This is a genomic window from Acidovorax sp. AC410 (genome assembly GCF_979253235.1).
Map to the genome: position 1 here is coordinate 3,267,442 of NZ_CEEDCG010000001.1, position 15,905 is coordinate 3,283,346.

Annotated in this window: 14 protein-coding genes; 2 read left to right on the forward strand and 12 right to left on the reverse strand. The window is 62.3% G+C overall.

Going from position 1 to position 15,905, the window contains the following annotated elements; genetic code table 11:
* Positions 1-135: 135 nt before the first annotated feature.
* The 12 genes from AC0IZS_RS15280 to AC0IZS_RS15335 all read right to left on the reverse strand — a co-directional run bounded on the left by AC0IZS_RS15280 (position 136) and on the right by AC0IZS_RS15335 (position 12,970).
* Positions 136-453, reverse strand: coding sequence for a DUF6471 domain-containing protein (locus AC0IZS_RS15280; RefSeq protein ID WP_471636378.1), 318 nt, complete (start codon positions 451-453; stop codon positions 136-138).
* Positions 450-2,282: an ATP-binding protein gene (locus AC0IZS_RS15285; RefSeq protein ID WP_471636379.1), complete on the reverse strand. Its 1,833-nt coding sequence runs from the start codon at positions 2,280-2,282 to the stop codon at positions 450-452. Before AC0IZS_RS15285 ends, AC0IZS_RS15280 begins: the two co-directional genes overlap by 4 nt.
* A gap of 142 nt (positions 2,283-2,424) precedes the next feature.
* Positions 2,425-3,129, reverse strand: a complete 705-nt coding sequence (locus tag AC0IZS_RS15290; protein WP_007861927.1) for a PspA/IM30 family protein — start codon at positions 3,127-3,129, stop codon at positions 2,425-2,427.
* A 16-nt stretch (positions 3,130-3,145) separates the two neighbouring features.
* Positions 3,146-4,000, reverse strand: coding sequence for a hypothetical protein (locus AC0IZS_RS15295; RefSeq protein ID WP_471636380.1), 855 nt, complete (start codon positions 3,998-4,000; stop codon positions 3,146-3,148).
* A gap of 8 nt (positions 4,001-4,008) precedes the next feature.
* Positions 4,009-4,899 (reverse strand): hypothetical protein, encoded by an 891-nt coding sequence (locus tag AC0IZS_RS15300; RefSeq protein ID WP_471636381.1) that lies wholly within the window; start codon positions 4,897-4,899, stop codon positions 4,009-4,011.
* Positions 4,896-5,738: an ABC transporter ATP-binding protein gene (locus AC0IZS_RS15305; RefSeq protein WP_471636382.1), complete on the reverse strand. Its 843-nt coding sequence runs from the start codon at positions 5,736-5,738 to the stop codon at positions 4,896-4,898. The genes AC0IZS_RS15300 and AC0IZS_RS15305 overlap by 4 nt, the downstream gene beginning before the upstream one ends.
* Before the next feature lie 48 nt (positions 5,739-5,786).
* Positions 5,787-6,590 (reverse strand): ABC transporter permease, encoded by an 804-nt coding sequence (locus AC0IZS_RS15310; RefSeq protein ID WP_471636383.1) that lies wholly within the window; start codon positions 6,588-6,590, stop codon positions 5,787-5,789.
* A gap of 10 nt (positions 6,591-6,600) precedes the next feature.
* Positions 6,601-8,313 carry a phosphate ABC transporter substrate-binding/OmpA family protein gene (locus AC0IZS_RS15315; RefSeq protein ID WP_471636384.1) on the reverse strand — a complete coding sequence of 571 codons (1,713 nt, stop codon included), beginning with the start codon at positions 8,311-8,313 and terminating at the stop codon, positions 6,601-6,603.
* Between the two features lie 14 nt (positions 8,314-8,327).
* Complete coding sequence (locus tag AC0IZS_RS15320; protein WP_322595065.1) at positions 8,328-8,999, reverse strand: hypothetical protein; 672 nt, start codon at positions 8,997-8,999, stop codon at positions 8,328-8,330.
* Positions 9,000-9,253: 254 nt separating this feature from the next.
* On the reverse strand, positions 9,254-10,741 hold the full coding sequence (locus AC0IZS_RS15325) for a nucleobase:cation symporter-2 family protein (RefSeq protein ID WP_471636385.1): 1,488 nt from the start codon (positions 10,739-10,741) through the stop codon (positions 9,254-9,256).
* 208 nt (positions 10,742-10,949) lie between these two features.
* Positions 10,950-11,645 (reverse strand): GntR family transcriptional regulator, encoded by a 696-nt coding sequence (locus AC0IZS_RS15330; RefSeq protein ID WP_471636386.1) that lies wholly within the window; start codon positions 11,643-11,645, stop codon positions 10,950-10,952.
* Positions 11,642-12,970: a C4-dicarboxylate transporter DctA gene (locus AC0IZS_RS15335; RefSeq protein ID WP_471636387.1), complete on the reverse strand. Its 1,329-nt coding sequence runs from the start codon at positions 12,968-12,970 to the stop codon at positions 11,642-11,644. The genes AC0IZS_RS15330 and AC0IZS_RS15335 overlap by 4 nt, the downstream gene beginning before the upstream one ends.
* Before the next feature lie 402 nt (positions 12,971-13,372).
* Here AC0IZS_RS15335 and AC0IZS_RS15340 point away from each other — a divergent pair, with 402 nt between their 5' ends.
* Both AC0IZS_RS15340 and AC0IZS_RS15345 read left to right on the forward strand, forming a co-directional pair.
* A complete protein-coding gene (locus AC0IZS_RS15340; protein WP_471636388.1) occupies positions 13,373-14,719 on the forward strand; it encodes a GmrSD restriction endonuclease domain-containing protein in 1,347 nt (448 codons plus the stop codon).
* Positions 14,716-15,903, forward strand: a complete 1,188-nt coding sequence (locus tag AC0IZS_RS15345; protein WP_471636389.1) for an AAA family ATPase — start codon at positions 14,716-14,718, stop codon at positions 15,901-15,903. The genes AC0IZS_RS15340 and AC0IZS_RS15345 overlap by 4 nt, the downstream gene beginning before the upstream one ends.
* Positions 15,904-15,905: the final 2 nt, after the last annotated feature.

The window sequence follows — 15,905 nt, forward strand, 5'->3', positions numbered from 1 at the left end:
CCCTGATTCCATGGGTGCGATGGCTTCGGGGAGGAGCCTGACCTTGCCCGGGTGGGGCAGGTGAGGCGGAGGGGGCGGTGGGCCCCGGTGCATGGCAAAAATCGGATTGTCTTCCTTTTCAGAAAGCCAATAGGCCTATCCAGGTTTGGACAGCCGTGCCTTTTTGTTGGCCTCCACCTTGCGGGTGGCCGGCGCCAGGCCCGGGATTTCGAGGGTGGTCAGGTCCAGGTGCGTCACGCCCATGCTGCGCAGCAGCAGCAAAAAGTCCGAGGCCTTGAACGCACCCCGGCTCTGCCGGGTGGTGAGGTTGTTCGGGGTCTGCTCGATGCCCAGCTCGGTGAGCAGTTCCGACACCTCCTGCCAGCCCCAGCGCTTGTCGTTCTTCGCGGCGGTCAGGGCCTTGCGCACCTGGTCCTTGGCGAGGGTGTGGACATGGTCGCTGGCGCTGCTCATAGGCGCAACTGGCTGCGCACGCGCTTCATTTCGGCGTGCAGCTCGTCGGTGGTGCGGTGCTTGAACTTCTCGGGCAGCAGGCTGCGGCGCGATGCTTCGGAGATGGCCAAAAGCTCCATGTACTCGATCATCAGCGTGTCCCGCGTGGGCATGTAGTCCACGGCGGCCTGCAAAAACACCTCGCGCGTGAGCCGGCCATCGGCGCGCTCGGCCAGGTCGATGGAGAGCAGCGTCAGCGCCTCCAGCTCGGCGTTCGAGAACTCGGTGTCTTCGAGCGCCGCCTCCATCCAGCCTTCGCTGGAGCCATCGTCGTCATCTTGCGGCGTCGGCTCCTCGACCGCCTTGCCAAAGCGCTTCAGGATCACGCGCACGATGTTCGCGCGCTCGGCCCCGTTCTCGGGGAAGAACAGCGGAATCTTGGTGTCGAAGCGGCCGGGCCGCTTCATGTCGGCATCGAGCTTGTCGGGCCGGTTGGTCATCATGATGAACAGCACCTGGCCGCGGTTGTCGGTGTCCGACATGAACTCCTTGAGCCGCGCTGTGACGCGCGACGACGTGCCCCCGTCCTCGTCGCCTTCACCACCCAGGCTGCGGTCGCCCTCGTCGATGATCAGCGCGATGGGCCCCATGGCCTTGACCATGGCCAGCACCTTCTCCAGGTTGCTCTCGGTCGCGCCCACCCACTTGGAGCGGATGTTCTTGAGCATCACCGCCGGTATGCCGGCCTCGCGCACGAAGGCCTTGGTGACAAAGGTCTTGCCCGAGCCCATGGGCCCCACCACCAGGATGCCCATGGGGATGCGCGCCACGTTGCCCGAGCGGATGGCGGTGGCAATGGCCGCCAGTTCGGCCTTCACCATGGTCATGCCGCCCACGCCTTCGAGACCGAATTTGGGCTCGACGAACTCGATCAGGCCAAAGCACTCCTGCGTCACCAGCTCGCGCTTGCGCGTGCGCAGCAGCGCCGCGATCTCCTCGAAGGCGTTGCCCTTGGCCGGCGCCTTGCTGCCCGGCTGCAGCAGGTGGCGTATCTGCTCGTTGGTCTGCCCGCTGGTGAGCTTGGTCAGTTGCTTGGCGCGCGCCTCGGCGTCCTCGGTGCCGGCGATCAGCTCGCGGATCAGCGCCTCGCGCTCGGCATCGTTGGGCGCGGGCGCCTTGCTGTCGTTGCCCAGCAGCCCGAACAGCTGCACCAGGCGCAGGCCCGAGGCCTGCTGCGCCAGCCGCGTGACCTGGCCGGCATCGAGCGAGGCGTCGGCCATGCGGATGGTGGTCTCGCGCTCGGTCTGGCCGGGCATGGGGATCTCGACCGTGGCGATGCGCGGGTTCGACAAAATCTGTGCGTTCAGCTCGGCCAGCGATTCGACCAGCAAAAACACCACGTTGTCGCTGTCGCCGATCTGCGGGTCCAGCGACCAGCGGTGCAGCTTGGCGATCGCCTGGCGGTCCTGCATGGTCATCATCGACGGGTCACCCGCCGGGAACAGCGAGCCCGCGTAGTGGATCACCACGGCCGTGCCGCTCTCGTGCGTCAGCGCCTGCTCGATGCCATCGAGCGGCTCGGCCTCGGTGTCGAAGGCACGGCCCGCCAGCGCCTGCGTGCCCGACGCGATGCTGTGCGAGAGCACGCGCTTTTTCTTGCCCTCCAGCAGCGAGCGGAACAGGTACTGCTCCAGCTCCACGAATTTGCCATCCAGCAGGATGCGGTCGTAGATGTTGCGGTACAGCACGAAGACCGAGGCATCGCCGCCCAGGTAGCGCCGGCGCACGGTGTCGACCCAGGCCGGCGTGGCAGGCGTTCCGGTCGTGGCGGGGGAGGAAGGTGTGCTCACAGGACTCCTTGGGCGATGGCAAGCTGTCGCTTGGTCTTGTGCGGGTTTGCCTTCAGGCGGATAACTAGGCGGGAAGCCGTAGACAGTGCTTTGGCACGGCAAGGCGAACCAACGACGTTAGGCGCTTGAAGGCAAAGCCGCACTACATCTGCTTGGCGCCAGCACCCTGGGCGCGTGCCGCCTTGAGCTGCGCCAGCTGGGCTTCGGCCGTGGCGCGCGAGGCGCCTTTTTGCAGGCCCTTCATGCGCACGTCCAGGTCGGCGCCGCGCAGCTCGTCGCCCAGGTTGGCTTCGGAGATCACGTTGGCGATGTGGCCGCGCACGTTGTCCAGCGCGCGAATCTCGGCATCCACCGACAGGCCTTCGAGCTGGCTGTGGATCTGGATCTTGGCCTTGGCGCCGGCCAGCTTGGCCAGGTTGCGGTCGCGCTCGTCCTCCACGCGCTTGATCTCGCTCTTCATCTCCAGCAGGGCGTCCTTGATCTTCTCGGCCTCGGCCATGGCCGTCTCGGCCTCGGCCGTGAGCTCGGTCACCGACTGGTCGTTGTCGTTCTTCATCTGCAGGATGCTCACCGCCAGGTCGTCCTGGTTGGTGTCCATGGCCTGCTGCAGGTTGGCTTCGAGCTGGGCCTGCTTCTGCTTGGCGTTGTGCAGGCGTGTGGTCACGTCGTCACGCTGGCGGATGATGGCGCCCGCCGCCTTCTTCAGGCGGTCGTAGTTGGCCTTCATGCTGTTGATCGAGTTCTCGTACGCGATCTCGGGGTTGTTCTTTTCGATGCCCGAGACGAACAGCGAGAGAAAGCCGGTGAACAGGTTGCTCAGGCGGCCGAGGAAGTTGGAAGAAGCCATGGTGCAGGTCCCTTGCTTAGCTGATGTTGACGTTGTCGAAGAAGGTGCGGTGGTCCTGGGCAAAGGCGGCAAAGCCCTGCTCGACCTGGGCCAGCATGGCCGCGCGCTGTGCGGGGTCGATGAATTCGAAGGCGGCGTTCACCCCCTGGGTGGCCCACTCGAAGTGGTCGGCCTCCACGGCACCACCCTCGCCCGAGTGGATGCCCACCCAGGACAAGGCCTTGTGCCGGGTGCTGCCGATGTCCACCTCGGTGTGGAACAGGCGCTCGGCCAGGCCGCCGCCGGCCTCGCGCAAGGTGGCGCCGATCACGGTGAACTCGCGGTCGGCCAGCAGCTCGCTGCCCAGGTGGTAGCCCATGGCGTGGAAGATGGCTTCGAGCGAATCGTCCTGCCCGCCGCCATAGCCGCGCAGCACGCCCTGGTTCAGCGCCTTCAGCCAGGCCGGCTCGGCCGCCAGCGCGTTCAGCGTGGCCATGTCGGCCCCCGGCATCGTGGTCTGCACGATGCCCTTGAGGAAGGCCTGCGCCAGGCTGCGGTGCGGGTCGCGCGCGCGGGTGGAGTGGTCGTCGAACTCGTCGCGCGCCGCATCGAAGATGTAGCTGGCCACCAGCACGTTGCGGTCGGCCGCCGGCAGAAAGGGCTCGGCCGGGTCGGTGAACAAATGCCGCGCGCAGCCGATCTTGCCCGCCAGCGAGGCCACGCTGCAGCCGAAGTAGCCGTTCCAGGCGATGTAGCGCGCGAAGAAGCGCACCAGCCGGCCCGGCTCGTCGGAGACGATGGCGGCCTTCAACGCGGCCTCCATCAGGCGCGTGTATTCGTCGAAATCGACGAGGGTCTGCAGGTGCGATTTCTGTACGATGGTGCTCGTCATGGCAGGGGTCATTTCATGGTTTGTGCCACGGGGCGGGGCACGGGTGCAGCAGCAGCTTTCGCCACGGCGGGGCTGGGCACGTGGACGCCGATGGTGTCCAGCTCCTCGCTGATGTCGGCCTCCAGGTTCTCTTCGATCGCCAGGCGGTCCACGCTCTCGCGCAGCCGGGCCGAGGCATCCGTGGCCATGGGCATCGACACGGCCTGCTGAAAGACCTCCTCGATGATGTCGGGCATGGAGACCATGGCCGCCTCGATGGCGAACATGCGGCTGCTCAGGCGGCTGCTGCTCTCCATCAGCCTCTGGTAGTCCTTGCGTGCCTGCAGCAGCTGGCGGCGCTCGCGCTCGCCGGTGGTTGCTTCCAGCTGTTCTTCCACGCTGCGCAGGCGGTCGGCGATCTCCTTCTTGCTCAGCTGGCTCTGGCGCTCGTTGGCGCTCACGATGGCCAGCCAGCGCGCCAGGTAGTCGCGCGTCACGTCCTTGAGGCGGTCGATGTCCTCCACGCTCAGCGCGCAGGTGCGGGCCTTGACCATGCGCTCCAGCGCGTCGATGCGGTCCAGCGTCTGCAGGTAAACGCGCATGCGCTTGGAGCTGGGGTCGCATTCATTGCGGTCGCCCAGCTCCTTGAGCAGGCTGTCCACCTGCGCCTGGTAGCGCAGCGTGGCGTACTTGCGCCGCACGCTGTAGCGAAAGGTCGACATGCCCGGCACGTACAGCAGCGCCAGCCCTTCGATGGCGGCATACGCCGTACCCACGAAGACGAAGCCCGGCAGCCCGTACGGGAAGGACGCCAGCACCGCCAGCGCGGCTGCGCCCAGCGACGCCGTGACGTTCCACTTGCTGGTCAGAAACTCCTGGATGTACGGGGGCTCTTCCCGTTCGCCCGGGTCGAATTTCATACGCTCAGCGTGATCTGGCCATGGCCCTTCGCGTCGCGCAGCGACGTGAGGATGCGGTCCTGCATACGCAGGGTCTCGGTGGACCGCGCCCAGGCCTCCGAGCGCGGGTGCTCGGCGTGGATCACGAAGTCATCGGCAATCTTTGCGGGCTGGGGCGACAGCACGATCACCCGGTCCCCCAGGGCCAGCGCCTCGCTCACGTCGTGCGTGACGAAGACCACCAGGCAGGGGTTGGCCTGGCACAGCGACAGCAGCAGCCGCTGCATTTCCTCGCGCGTCTGTGGGTCCAGCGCGCCAAAGGGCTCGTCCATGAGCAGGATGCGCGGGCGCAATACCAGGGCGCGCGCCAAGGCCACGCGCTGGTTTTGCCCACCCGACAGCTGCGCCGGGCGCATGGCCTTCTTGTCGGCCAGACCCACGGCAGCGAGGATGGTGTCCACCCGCTCCTTGATCTCGGCCTGGCTGATGCGCCCCTTCCACAGCTTGAGCGTGAACGGAAAGGCCACGTTGTCCCACACCGTCAGGTCGGGGCGGTTGGCGTACTGCTGGAACACGGTCACCGCATCGTCGTGCTGGTCCAGGCACTCGCGGCCGTCGATCTCCACCCGGCCGATGGTCGGTGTCTTGACGTTGAACGGGCGCACCCCGCCCATCATGCGCATCAGCGTGGACTTGCCGCAGCCCGAGGGGCCCAGCAGCATGTTGATGCTCGGGTTCGTGAGTTGCAGGTCGATGCCGTCGATCACGCGCAGCACGCCCTTGCCGTTGGCGGCAGGGTACTCCTGCACGATGCCGCTCATGTGGATGGAAATGCTCGCAGCGCTCGGGGTCGATGTCATGCTTGGCTTTGTTGTATCAGGTCTTATTGGTGGTGCATGCCCGGGCCGTCAAACGCTCTGTTCCCACGGGAACATTCTGCGTTTTGCCCAGGTCATCACGCGGTGCGTGATCAGCGCCAGCGCAATGATGGTGATGATGCCCGCGAACACCTGGTCCATGGCCGAGAAGCGGCGCGCGTTCTGGATCAGCTGGCCCAGGCCCTCCTTGGCGTTCACGTACTCGGCCACGGTGATGTAGGTCCACATCACCGAGATGGCGATGATGATGCCGTCCACGATGCGCGGCATGGCCATCGGGATCACCGCGCGGCGGATGCACTCCCACGGTGTGGCGCCCAGGTCGCGCGCGCTGATCCAGTACGACTGGGGTACCGAGCGGATCGCGTCGCGCACCAGCGGGATCAGGTAGACCACCGCGCCCGAGAACAGGAAGACGATCTTCATCTCCTCGCCAATGCCGAACCACATCACCATGATGGGCAGCAGCGCCACGATGGGCGCCGAGCGGAACGGGTCGATCAGCGGCGACAGCGTGGCGTTGATGCGCGGCGATGCCCCCATCAGGATGCCGATGGGCAGGCCGATCAGGATCACCAGAATGCCCGCCACCACCAGCCGCCCGCCCGACCACAGCACCGAGGTCAGCAGCAGGCTTTCCTGGCGCACGGGGTCCCACGCCAGGCGCGAGAAGGCCATGGCCACTTCCCACGGTGCGGGCAGCCGGTTCGAGTTGACCAGGCCCGATGCGCTCACCAGCGCCCAGGTCGCCAGCACCACCACCACGGCGCCCACGCCCAGCATGCGCTGGGTCTGGGGCGATATCGGATGGCTGGGGTTCCAGAATTGGGCCATCGCCGGCCCCTCAGCGTGCCAGCACGGCGATGCGGGTGGCGCGGTTCATCTGGCGGCAAGTATCCAGGTCCACCTCTAGTGCGGCGGGGTTGCCTTCGTTGCAGATCGGGTTGTTCGAGCCATTGCCCACCACCTTGAAGCGCGCCGCCGGAATCTCCCACTGCGTCACCACGTACTTGGTCACCGCGTCGGCACGCGCCTTGGACAGGCGCTGGTTGGCCTGCGCGCTGCCGGTCGCGTCGGTGTTGCCCGAAATCTCGAAGTAGGCCGAGCCATTGCTGTTGATGAAGGGCACCACCTGGGTGTCGATCACCTCCTGCGCCTTCTTGGTCAGCTCGGCCTGGCCCACGGGGAAGTTCACGCTCACCGGCTTGGTCAGCGCAGCGGGGCGGGTTTCGGCCTTTTGCATGCCGGCCGTGTCGAAGGTGAACTCGGGCTTGGCGGCGGCAGCGCGCGCAGCCTGGTTGTCCTTGAGCAGCGCGTTGATGAAGCGGTAGTCGAACGAGTTCTGCGGCGAGACCACGGGCGAGTTCGGGTTGGCCAGCGAGCCGGCGGCGCGGTAGATCGCGTCGAACTCGCGGTACACGCGCTCATAGTGGTTGGTGTCGCCCGCCAGGCCCAGAATGCGGGCGTTGTCGTCCAGGCCCGTCCACACCAGGTTGGAGAACAGGCTCGAGATGAAGGGCATGCCCTCCTTCTTGGCCAACTGGTCGAAGAAGGGCTCGGTGCGCACCAGCGCCTCGGCAGCGCCCGCGGGGTTGGCGCGGGCGGCGGTCACGCCGTCCATCCAGCCCTTGACGAAGCCCTGGAAGGCCTGCTGGCTGGCAGGGTCCTGCAGCATCTTCTGGTTGCAGACCATCACGTCGTAGATCAGGTTGGTGGCCACCTTGGTGGAGTACACCACGCGCGCGCCAGGGGTGGCCTTGACGGCCAGCGACAGGTCCGGGTCCCACAGCACGGCAGCGTCCACGCTGCCGGCGGCAAACGCGGCGCGCACGCCGGGCGTGCCCTCGTCGGCGTTGATGTAGACCACGCGGTCGAGCACGTTGGCCTTTTGCTTGGCGCTCAGGCTGGAGTTGTTGATGGCGTTGATGAACAGGCCGTGCGATGGCGTGTACTTGAGCAGCGCCACCTTCTTGCCCACCAGGTCCTCGATGCGCTTGATGTCCGGGTCGCGCGCGATCACGGCGTCGGCGCCCTGGGTGTTGTCCACGATCATGATGGCGCGGCCATCGAGCTTGGTGTTGATCAGGTTGGGCTGCTCCTGCGCCCAGAAGTCCGAGGTACGCCAGGCGCACTGCGCCGTGTTGCTCTCGAAGATGGTGGTCAGCGTCGGGATGTCGTCCTGGATGATGAACTCCACGTTCACCCCAGCCTTCTGGAAGATCGAGCCCGGCTGCGTCTTCAGGCTGTTGCCGTTGGCCACCAGGGCCGGCGCATAGCCATGAAAGCTCACGATGCTGACCTTGAGCGGGTTGCCGGCCGAGCCCAGGGCACCGCCCTTGGGCGCCGCCACGGCGGGGGCGGACGGCGTGTTGCCGGCCACCACCACGGGAGCGGTTGTGCTGCCCTGCGGGCTGCTGCTGCCAGCCGGGGCCGACGCCTCGGTCTTGCCCAGCTTGTCCTGCACCCACATCTTGCCGCCCATGTTCCACAGGACGGATCCCGCAGCCCCCACGACGATGACCGCGATCAGCGCCTTACCCATGCCAGTCAATTGCATTGCCAACTCCTACTTTATTTTTGAACCTGTGATTGGCCCGAGAACGTGATGACGATCTGGCCCAGGCGGTTCATTTCTGCATCCAGCCGGGCGGATTCCCTCTCCCCGGCCTCCTGATTCGTCCTGGCCGCTGCGCGCACATCGGCCGTCTGCTGTGCGGCGCGCGCCACGCCCCGGTCCAGCAGCGCCGTCAGCTCGGCGATCTGCTTGCGCACCTGGGCGCTCTTGTCCTGTTCTTCGGCCTGGATGGCCGCGATCTCGCGGTCCGCATTTTGCAGCGCGGAAGCCACCTGCTGCGCGATTTTCTGCTTGGCGATGGCCAGCGCCTTGACCTTGCGTTGCGCGTCCAGCACGGAATCGTCCACCGTCCAGGTCTCGTCGGCGTCGTCCATGGCCTTGATGGCCTGCTTGCGCACCTCCATCGGCATGCTCTCCAGGCCCCCCATCAGCTTGAGCAGCTTTTCTGCCGAGTAGGCCACCACGGGCACGTTGGCCTCGCGGTACAGGTCGGCAAAATCCTTCTGCTCGGCCACCACGCTCTGCTCGGGCGCCAGCACCGGCGCGGGCGCAGCGGGCGCAGGCGCGGGTTCGGGCTCCGCCTCGGGCTCGGGGTAGGCCTCGGCGGGCGCGTCCAGGTGGGTGTCTTCCTCCGGGTCGAGCGTCACAAGACCGGTGGCCGCCAACATTTTGCTGAATTTTGTGCGCATTGGATTCCTTGCAAAGGATCAATGTAACGTACCAAGGGGTACGCTATGTTGCACGGGCGCAAGTTGTCAACCTCTGTTGCGCCTTCCCCGGCACTTTTCCACAGAGGCGCGGGCTTTTGGGCGTGTGGCCCGCTTTTCCATCGGCATTGCATGGACTTTTGGGCGAGGCCTGAAAAAACAAAGCCCCGCGGGCCGCACAGGGCGGGCCGCGGGGGCTGTTGGGTGACTGGGGATCAGTGCGCTTCTGCCTGGCGCGCTGCGTTCACGGCAGCGCTGGTGTCCTTGCTGGCGCCATTGAAGAACACATTGAGCGCCACCGCCGTGATCGACGCCAGCAAAATGCCCGACTCGATCAGCGGGTGGATGGCGTGCGGCATCCACTGGCGGAAGCTCGGCGCGATCAGCGGGATCATGCCCACGCCGATGGACACCGCCACGATCATGCCGTTGAAGCGGTTGTTGCGGAAATCCACCCCGCCCAGGATGCGGATGCCCGTGGCCGCCACCATGCCGAACATCACCAGCCCCGCGCCGCCCAGCACCATGGTGGGCAGCGACTCCACCAGCGCCGCCATCTTGGGCAGCACCCCCAGCACGATCAAGATCACGCCCCCGGCCACGCAGACAAAGCGGCTCTTCACGCCCGTCACCGCCACCAGCCCCACGTTCTGCGAGAAGCTGGTGTACGGAAAAGTGTTGAAAATGCCGCCCAGCAGCGTGCCCAGGCCATCGGTGCGCAGGCCACGGGTCAGGTCGTCCTGCTCGATCTTGCGGTCCGTCATGTCCCCGAGGGCCAGGAACATGCCGGTCGACTCGATCATCACCACGATCATCACCAGCGTCATGGTCAAAATCAGGATGGGGTCGAACACCGGCAGCGCGATCTCGAACGGCAGCACCAGGTCGAACCAGTCGGCCTTGCCCACCTTCTCGAACGACATCAGCCCCATGGCCGCCGCCACCACCCCGCCGATCACAATGCCCAGCAGCACCGAGATATTGGCGACGAAGCCCTTGGCAAACTTGGCGATCAAGAGGATGGACACCAGCACCAGCGCCGAGATGCCCACGCCCGTCAGGTCCGCATAGCGCGGGTTGGGCACCGTGGGCACCACGGCAAAACCCTTGGGCACGGGCGGCAGCGACGAGCCCGGCGCCCCGGCAGCCGACTGCGCCTCGGTCAGCCACTTGATGTGCTCGGGGTTCACCACATTGGGTGCCGTGGGGCCCACCGGGTTGCCAAAGATCCAGTTGATGCCCACGCGCATCAGGCTGATGCCGATGACCGCGATGATGGTGCCCGTGACCACCGGCGGAAAAAACCGCAGCATGCGGCTGACCATGGGCGCGATCAGGATCGAGATCACCCCCGCCCCGATCACCGAGCCAAAGATCAGCCCCGCGCCCGCCGTGCCGCTGGTGCTCTGCGCCATGGACACCATGGGCGCCACAGAGGCAAAGGTCACCCCCATCATCACCGGCAACTGGATGCCGAACCAGCGCGTGGCGCCCAGCGCCTGGATCAGCGTGACCAGCCCGCAGACGAACAGGTCTGCCGAGATCAGCTTGGCCACCTGGTCGGGCGTGAGGTTGAGTGCCCGGCCCACGATCAGCGGCACCGCCACCGCCCCCGCATACATCACCAGCACATGCTGCAAGCCCAGCGCCCCCAGGCGCCCAATGGGCAGTTGTTCATCCACAGGGTGCACGGACGGTTGCATGGCAAAGCTCCTTCGGGGTGGGTCTGTCGGGTGTCGTGGGAAATGTGGATGGCCTGCACACAGGCACGTGTACATCGATCCATACAAAAAGTGTATACACGTTATGGCGACAGTCTTATCCCGGTAAACCCTAGCCAGGGGCGCGGCAGGGCACACCACCTTGCTGGGCGCAAGGTGGTAGCAAGAAGAAGGATGGAGAGGGGGAGGGCTACCCCGGCGCTGCCGGGCGCGTGCCTGTCAGCGGCGTGAGCGAATCGCGCAGCCGGTCGCGCACCAGCGGCTGGCCCGGGTTCAGCGCCGCCTCCACATGGCCGATGTGGGCCAGCAGCCGCTCGCGCGCCAGAGCCGTGTCGCCGGCTTCCAGCGCCTCGACAATCGATTCGTGCTCCGCGCACGACTGGCTGGCCTCGTGCCTCGACTGGTACAGCGATGCCGCCAGCGTGGTGCGCGCCGTCAGGTCGCGCAATATGTCGCTCAGGCTGCGGTGGCCCATGCTCTCGGCCAGGCACACGTGAAAATCGGCCAGCAAAAAGGCGCGCGTGGCCGCATCCGCCCCCTCAATGGCCAATTGCTCCTCGGCAATGTGCGCGCGCAGCCGGGGCGTCACCGACTGCAGTGGCCGCCCCGCATCGGCCAATATGCCCGACTCGATGATGCGCCGGGCCGAGAACGCATCGCGTGCATCCTCCACCGTGGGCTCCACCACGTACCAGCCCTTACGCGGCCGCACCTCGACAAAGCCTCGCGCCTGCAGCTGCATCAGCGCCTCGCGCACCAGGGTGCGGCTCACGCCGAACAGGTCGGCCAGCTCCTGCTCGCCCAGGCGCTCGCCGGGGGCGAGCTTCTGGGCCAAGATGGATTCGACCACCTGCTGTGCTATCTGGGTCTGGCTGATGGTGCTCATGCCGCCGATTGTGGGGCAGTGTGGGGCGCCGAATGGGGCGCTGCCTGCGGATCGATGGGCGCCACGTCCTTGCCGTCCAGCACCGCATGGGCGCGCACGCGGTCGATGTCGCCCTCCCACGCGGCCACGGCCACCGTGGCCACGCAGTTGCCGATCAGGTTGCCCAAGGCCCGCGCAATGCCCATGAACCAGTCCACCGACAGCACCAGCACCAGGCCAATGGCCGGGATGGCGGGGATGGCTTGCAGCGTGGCCGCCAGCACCACGATGGCCGAGCCCGGCACCCCGTGCGCGCCCTTCGACGTGACCAGCGAAATCGCCAGAATCGTCAGCAGGTCCGCCATCGAGATCGGCGTGTTGGTCGCCTGCGCAATGAACACCGCCGCCAGCGTGATGTAGATCGAAAACGCGTCCAGGTTGAACGAATACCCCGTAGGGATCACCAGCCCCACGGTGGAATCGCGAATGCCCATGTGCTTGAGCTTGGCCATGATCTGCGGCAGCACGCTGTCCGACGAGGTGGTGGCAAACACCACCGCCAGCTCTTCGCGCAGGTAGCGCAACAGCTTGAACAGGCTGAACCCCGACACCCGCATGATGGTGCCCAGCACCACCACCACGAAGATGAACACCGCCGCATAGAACAGCACCACCAGCATGCCCAACTGCTTGAGCGAGCCGATGCCGTACTTGCCCACCGTGAAGGCAATCGCACCCAACACCCCCAGCGGCGCCAGCTTGATGATGATGCCCATGGTCTTGAACAGCACGTGCGACAGGTCCTCGATCAGCACCGTGACCCGCGCCCCGCGCTCACCCAGCATCGCCAGCGCGCAGCCGAACACAATGGAGAACAGCAGCACCTGCAGCACATCGCCATTGGCAAACGCGCTGACCGCCGTGTTGGGGATCAGCTTGAGCAGAAAGTCGGTAAACCCGCCCCCCGTCAGCTTGCCCGCGTTCTCGACATAGGCGCCCATGGCCTTGGGGTCCAGCGCTCGGGGGTCCACGTTCATGCCCACGCCCGGCTCGAAGATGAAGGCCAGCGCCAGCCCCAGCACCAGCGCCACGGTGGTCACCACCTCAAAGTAGATCAGCGACTTGATGCCCACCCGGCCCACCCGCTTCAGGTCCCCCGTGCCCGCGATGCCATGCACCACCACGCAGAACACGATCAGAGGGATCAGCATCTTGATCAGCTTGATGAAGCCATCGCCCAGGGGCTTGAGGGCAATGGCGGTGTCGGGCCACACTAGGCCCACCGCCACGCCGGCTATGAGGGCCAGGATCACCTGGCCAAAAAGGGATTTGAAAAACCGCGGCATGCCCCGTCTCCTTCAGTTGTGTCTTGAAAGCAAATCTTGCATACAAGAACTGTAGGCAAGTTGTGGCATGGGGCGTATGAGGGTATGCCCGAGTGTTTGTATTTGCCTCTTGCGATGCCTGAGGGGGATGGGGCTAGGCTGCACGCTTGTGATGCGCTTTGTTGATCGAATCTTTTACGTTGCGCAACTATGATCAGCTGCTTACAGTGAGCGCTTCGGGATGATGATGTTTCATACCAGCGAGATACTTGAAATTTTGCGTACGACGCTGATGTCGTGGGGTGGGAATCCTCGCCCAGTTAAGGGTGATAGGAATTTATTCAAAAATATGTTGCAGCAAGTGGATCGGTTTCATCCCTTTGATGGTCAATGTTGGCCGATTAAGTGTTAAGAAATTTATATATGACGGACGATTTGAAGGCAGCTCAAGCGAAATTTGAGGATGGTGATGTGGCGGTGCTGTTGCGAGCGCTAAGAAATCATACATATCAAACAGAATTGGAGTTGCAGGCGAAAATCGAGCGCCACGTCGATGACGATAGACTTTTCCCTCTACTTTTTGCGCATGTGCGGCTTTTAGGGTTAATTGCGGAGACAAAGCTTGGAATCCGGCTTACGTCTGATGGCGAAAAATGGCTGGATCAAAATGGATATGAACTTAATGTAGAGGATGAGGACCTGGATTCCGAAAATGGCAGGCCAACAAAGCCCTATGCTGTGGCAAAGCTGAAAATGGAGACGAAAAATCTTAGTGTTTTTCAGGCTCTAAGAAAAATGGAAAAATCAGAAATTGATTTGAATCCTGAGTTCCAGAGAGCATTTGTTTGGGATGAAATTAAACAGAGTAGATTGATCGAGTCTATTCTAATTCGTATACCGCTTCCAGCCTTCTATCTTGACGCCACTGACCAAGTGCGCTGGAGTGTAGTAGATGGGTTGCAGCGCCTAACAACGCTTCGTAGATACTGTCGCGGGCAATCATTTCCGTTAATAGGGTTGCAGTTTTTGCGTGAGTTGGAAGGTATTCGTTTTGATGATTTGCCCTCAAAATATAGAGTTCTTATTGAAGATGATACTCAGCTTCTTTTTTATAATCTAATGCCTGGTACGCCTATAGAGGCAAAATTCACTATATTTTCACGAGTGAATACGGGGGGTATGCAGCTCACGCCACAGGAAATAAGGCACGCATTAAGTCAAGGGCAGGTTACTAAGCTTCTTGGTCGATTGGCAAAGGATAAGTCATTTCGTGACGCCACGAGAGGCGTGGTTGAAAGCCTGAGAATGAGTGATAGGGAGCTGATACTTCGATCACTCGCATTTATGCATATGGGTGTTGATGATTATAAAAATTACAATGAGATGGATGGCTTTCTTCTTGCAGCGATGTCATCGTTAAATTCCATTGGTTCAAATGAGCTGACGGAGTTGGCGGAGGATTTTGTTGAATCTCTTGATAAAGTGGAGAAATTGTTTGGAAAATATGCCTATCGCAAATTTACTCAGCTAAATGGTCGTCGATCTCCGTTTAATAAAGCACTTTTTGAAGTGTGGACAGTGGCGGTTCGCGATTACTCGGGCGTAGATCTAAAGAGAAATAGAGAAATGGTTGCTAGCAGATTTGTTGACTTGATAACAACTTCCCCCTCATTTGTGCGCTCCATTAGCTCTAGTACTGCAAGCTACTCGGCGGTCAGGGAGAGATTTGGAGCTATTGGTAAACTTTTGACGGAGTGCGTGAACCGATGATTGATAAATTATATGTGCACGGTTATAAATGTCTTTTAATGATGGAGCCTCTGGCATTTAAGCGCCTTAATGTGCTTGTGGGGGCGAATGCGTCTGGAAAGTCCAGTGTTTTGCAGACGCTCTTGTTGCTGCGGCAGTCTGCAAACGAGCAAGGGAAATTCAAGGTGCTTCGCCTTTCCGGGGATCTGTACGAGGGTGGGACAGCTATTGATGTTTTAAATCCGGAAGCCGAACATGCTATTAATATAGGGATTTGGGCTGACGGGAAAAATTTTTCCTATAAATTCAGTTTTGATCGAAATGATCCCACTGCGAAAAAACGTCAATTAAAAGCTGAATCCGAGTACTTGCTGCCTCCAAAACTTGGGGACAGAGGGGGGGCGTTTGCGTATTTAAATGCAGAACGAATTGGCCCGCGAGTTTCCTATCCATTACCGGCGGACGATGTTGATTTGTCAGGCTTGGTCGGAAAGCAAGGCCAATACACTGCTGGTCTTCTGGCTCGAAGTGCAACTGGAGAGTCGACGGAGCAGCCCCGTGATAGTCGAAAAATTGTTCCGGGATGGGATGACGCTCTAAGAATTCAGATAAGCCAAGCGCAAATTAAAATTGATAGAGTGAATTCCGATTTGGAATTGCAAAATTCTCAAGGGCGTCTTGATTTGGTTTGCAACTCCATTTTGGGTTGGATTATACCGGGGGCTGCATTTTTGGCCCAAGAAACGGAAGATGTTGATATTGCGCCTCTGAAATTCATTCGTGATGCTAGCGCTACTCGCGTGCAGACGCGTGCCACTCACGTTGGATTTGGGTTGGCGTATGTACTCCCAATAATCGCTGCTGGACTTAGCCTCAGTGAAGATGGAATTATTTTGGTTGAAAATCCCGAGGCACATTTGCACCCGTTCAGTCAGTCGCGAATCGGGGTTTTTTTAGCACTCTTAGCCGCACTTGGTAGACAGGTGGTGGTTGAAACGCACAGCGATCATGTTGTCAATGGAATCAGGCTCGCCATAAAGTATGGAGTTGTCGGTCACGAAGACATAGTGTTCAATTATTTTAAAAATCGTGAAGATGGAGGTAAGACAGACTTCAAACAAATATTTGCTGAGGCTGACGGTGCTCTAGATGAATGGCCTTCTGGTTTTTTTGACCAGATCGAACACGATTTGGCTCGACTGTGAGG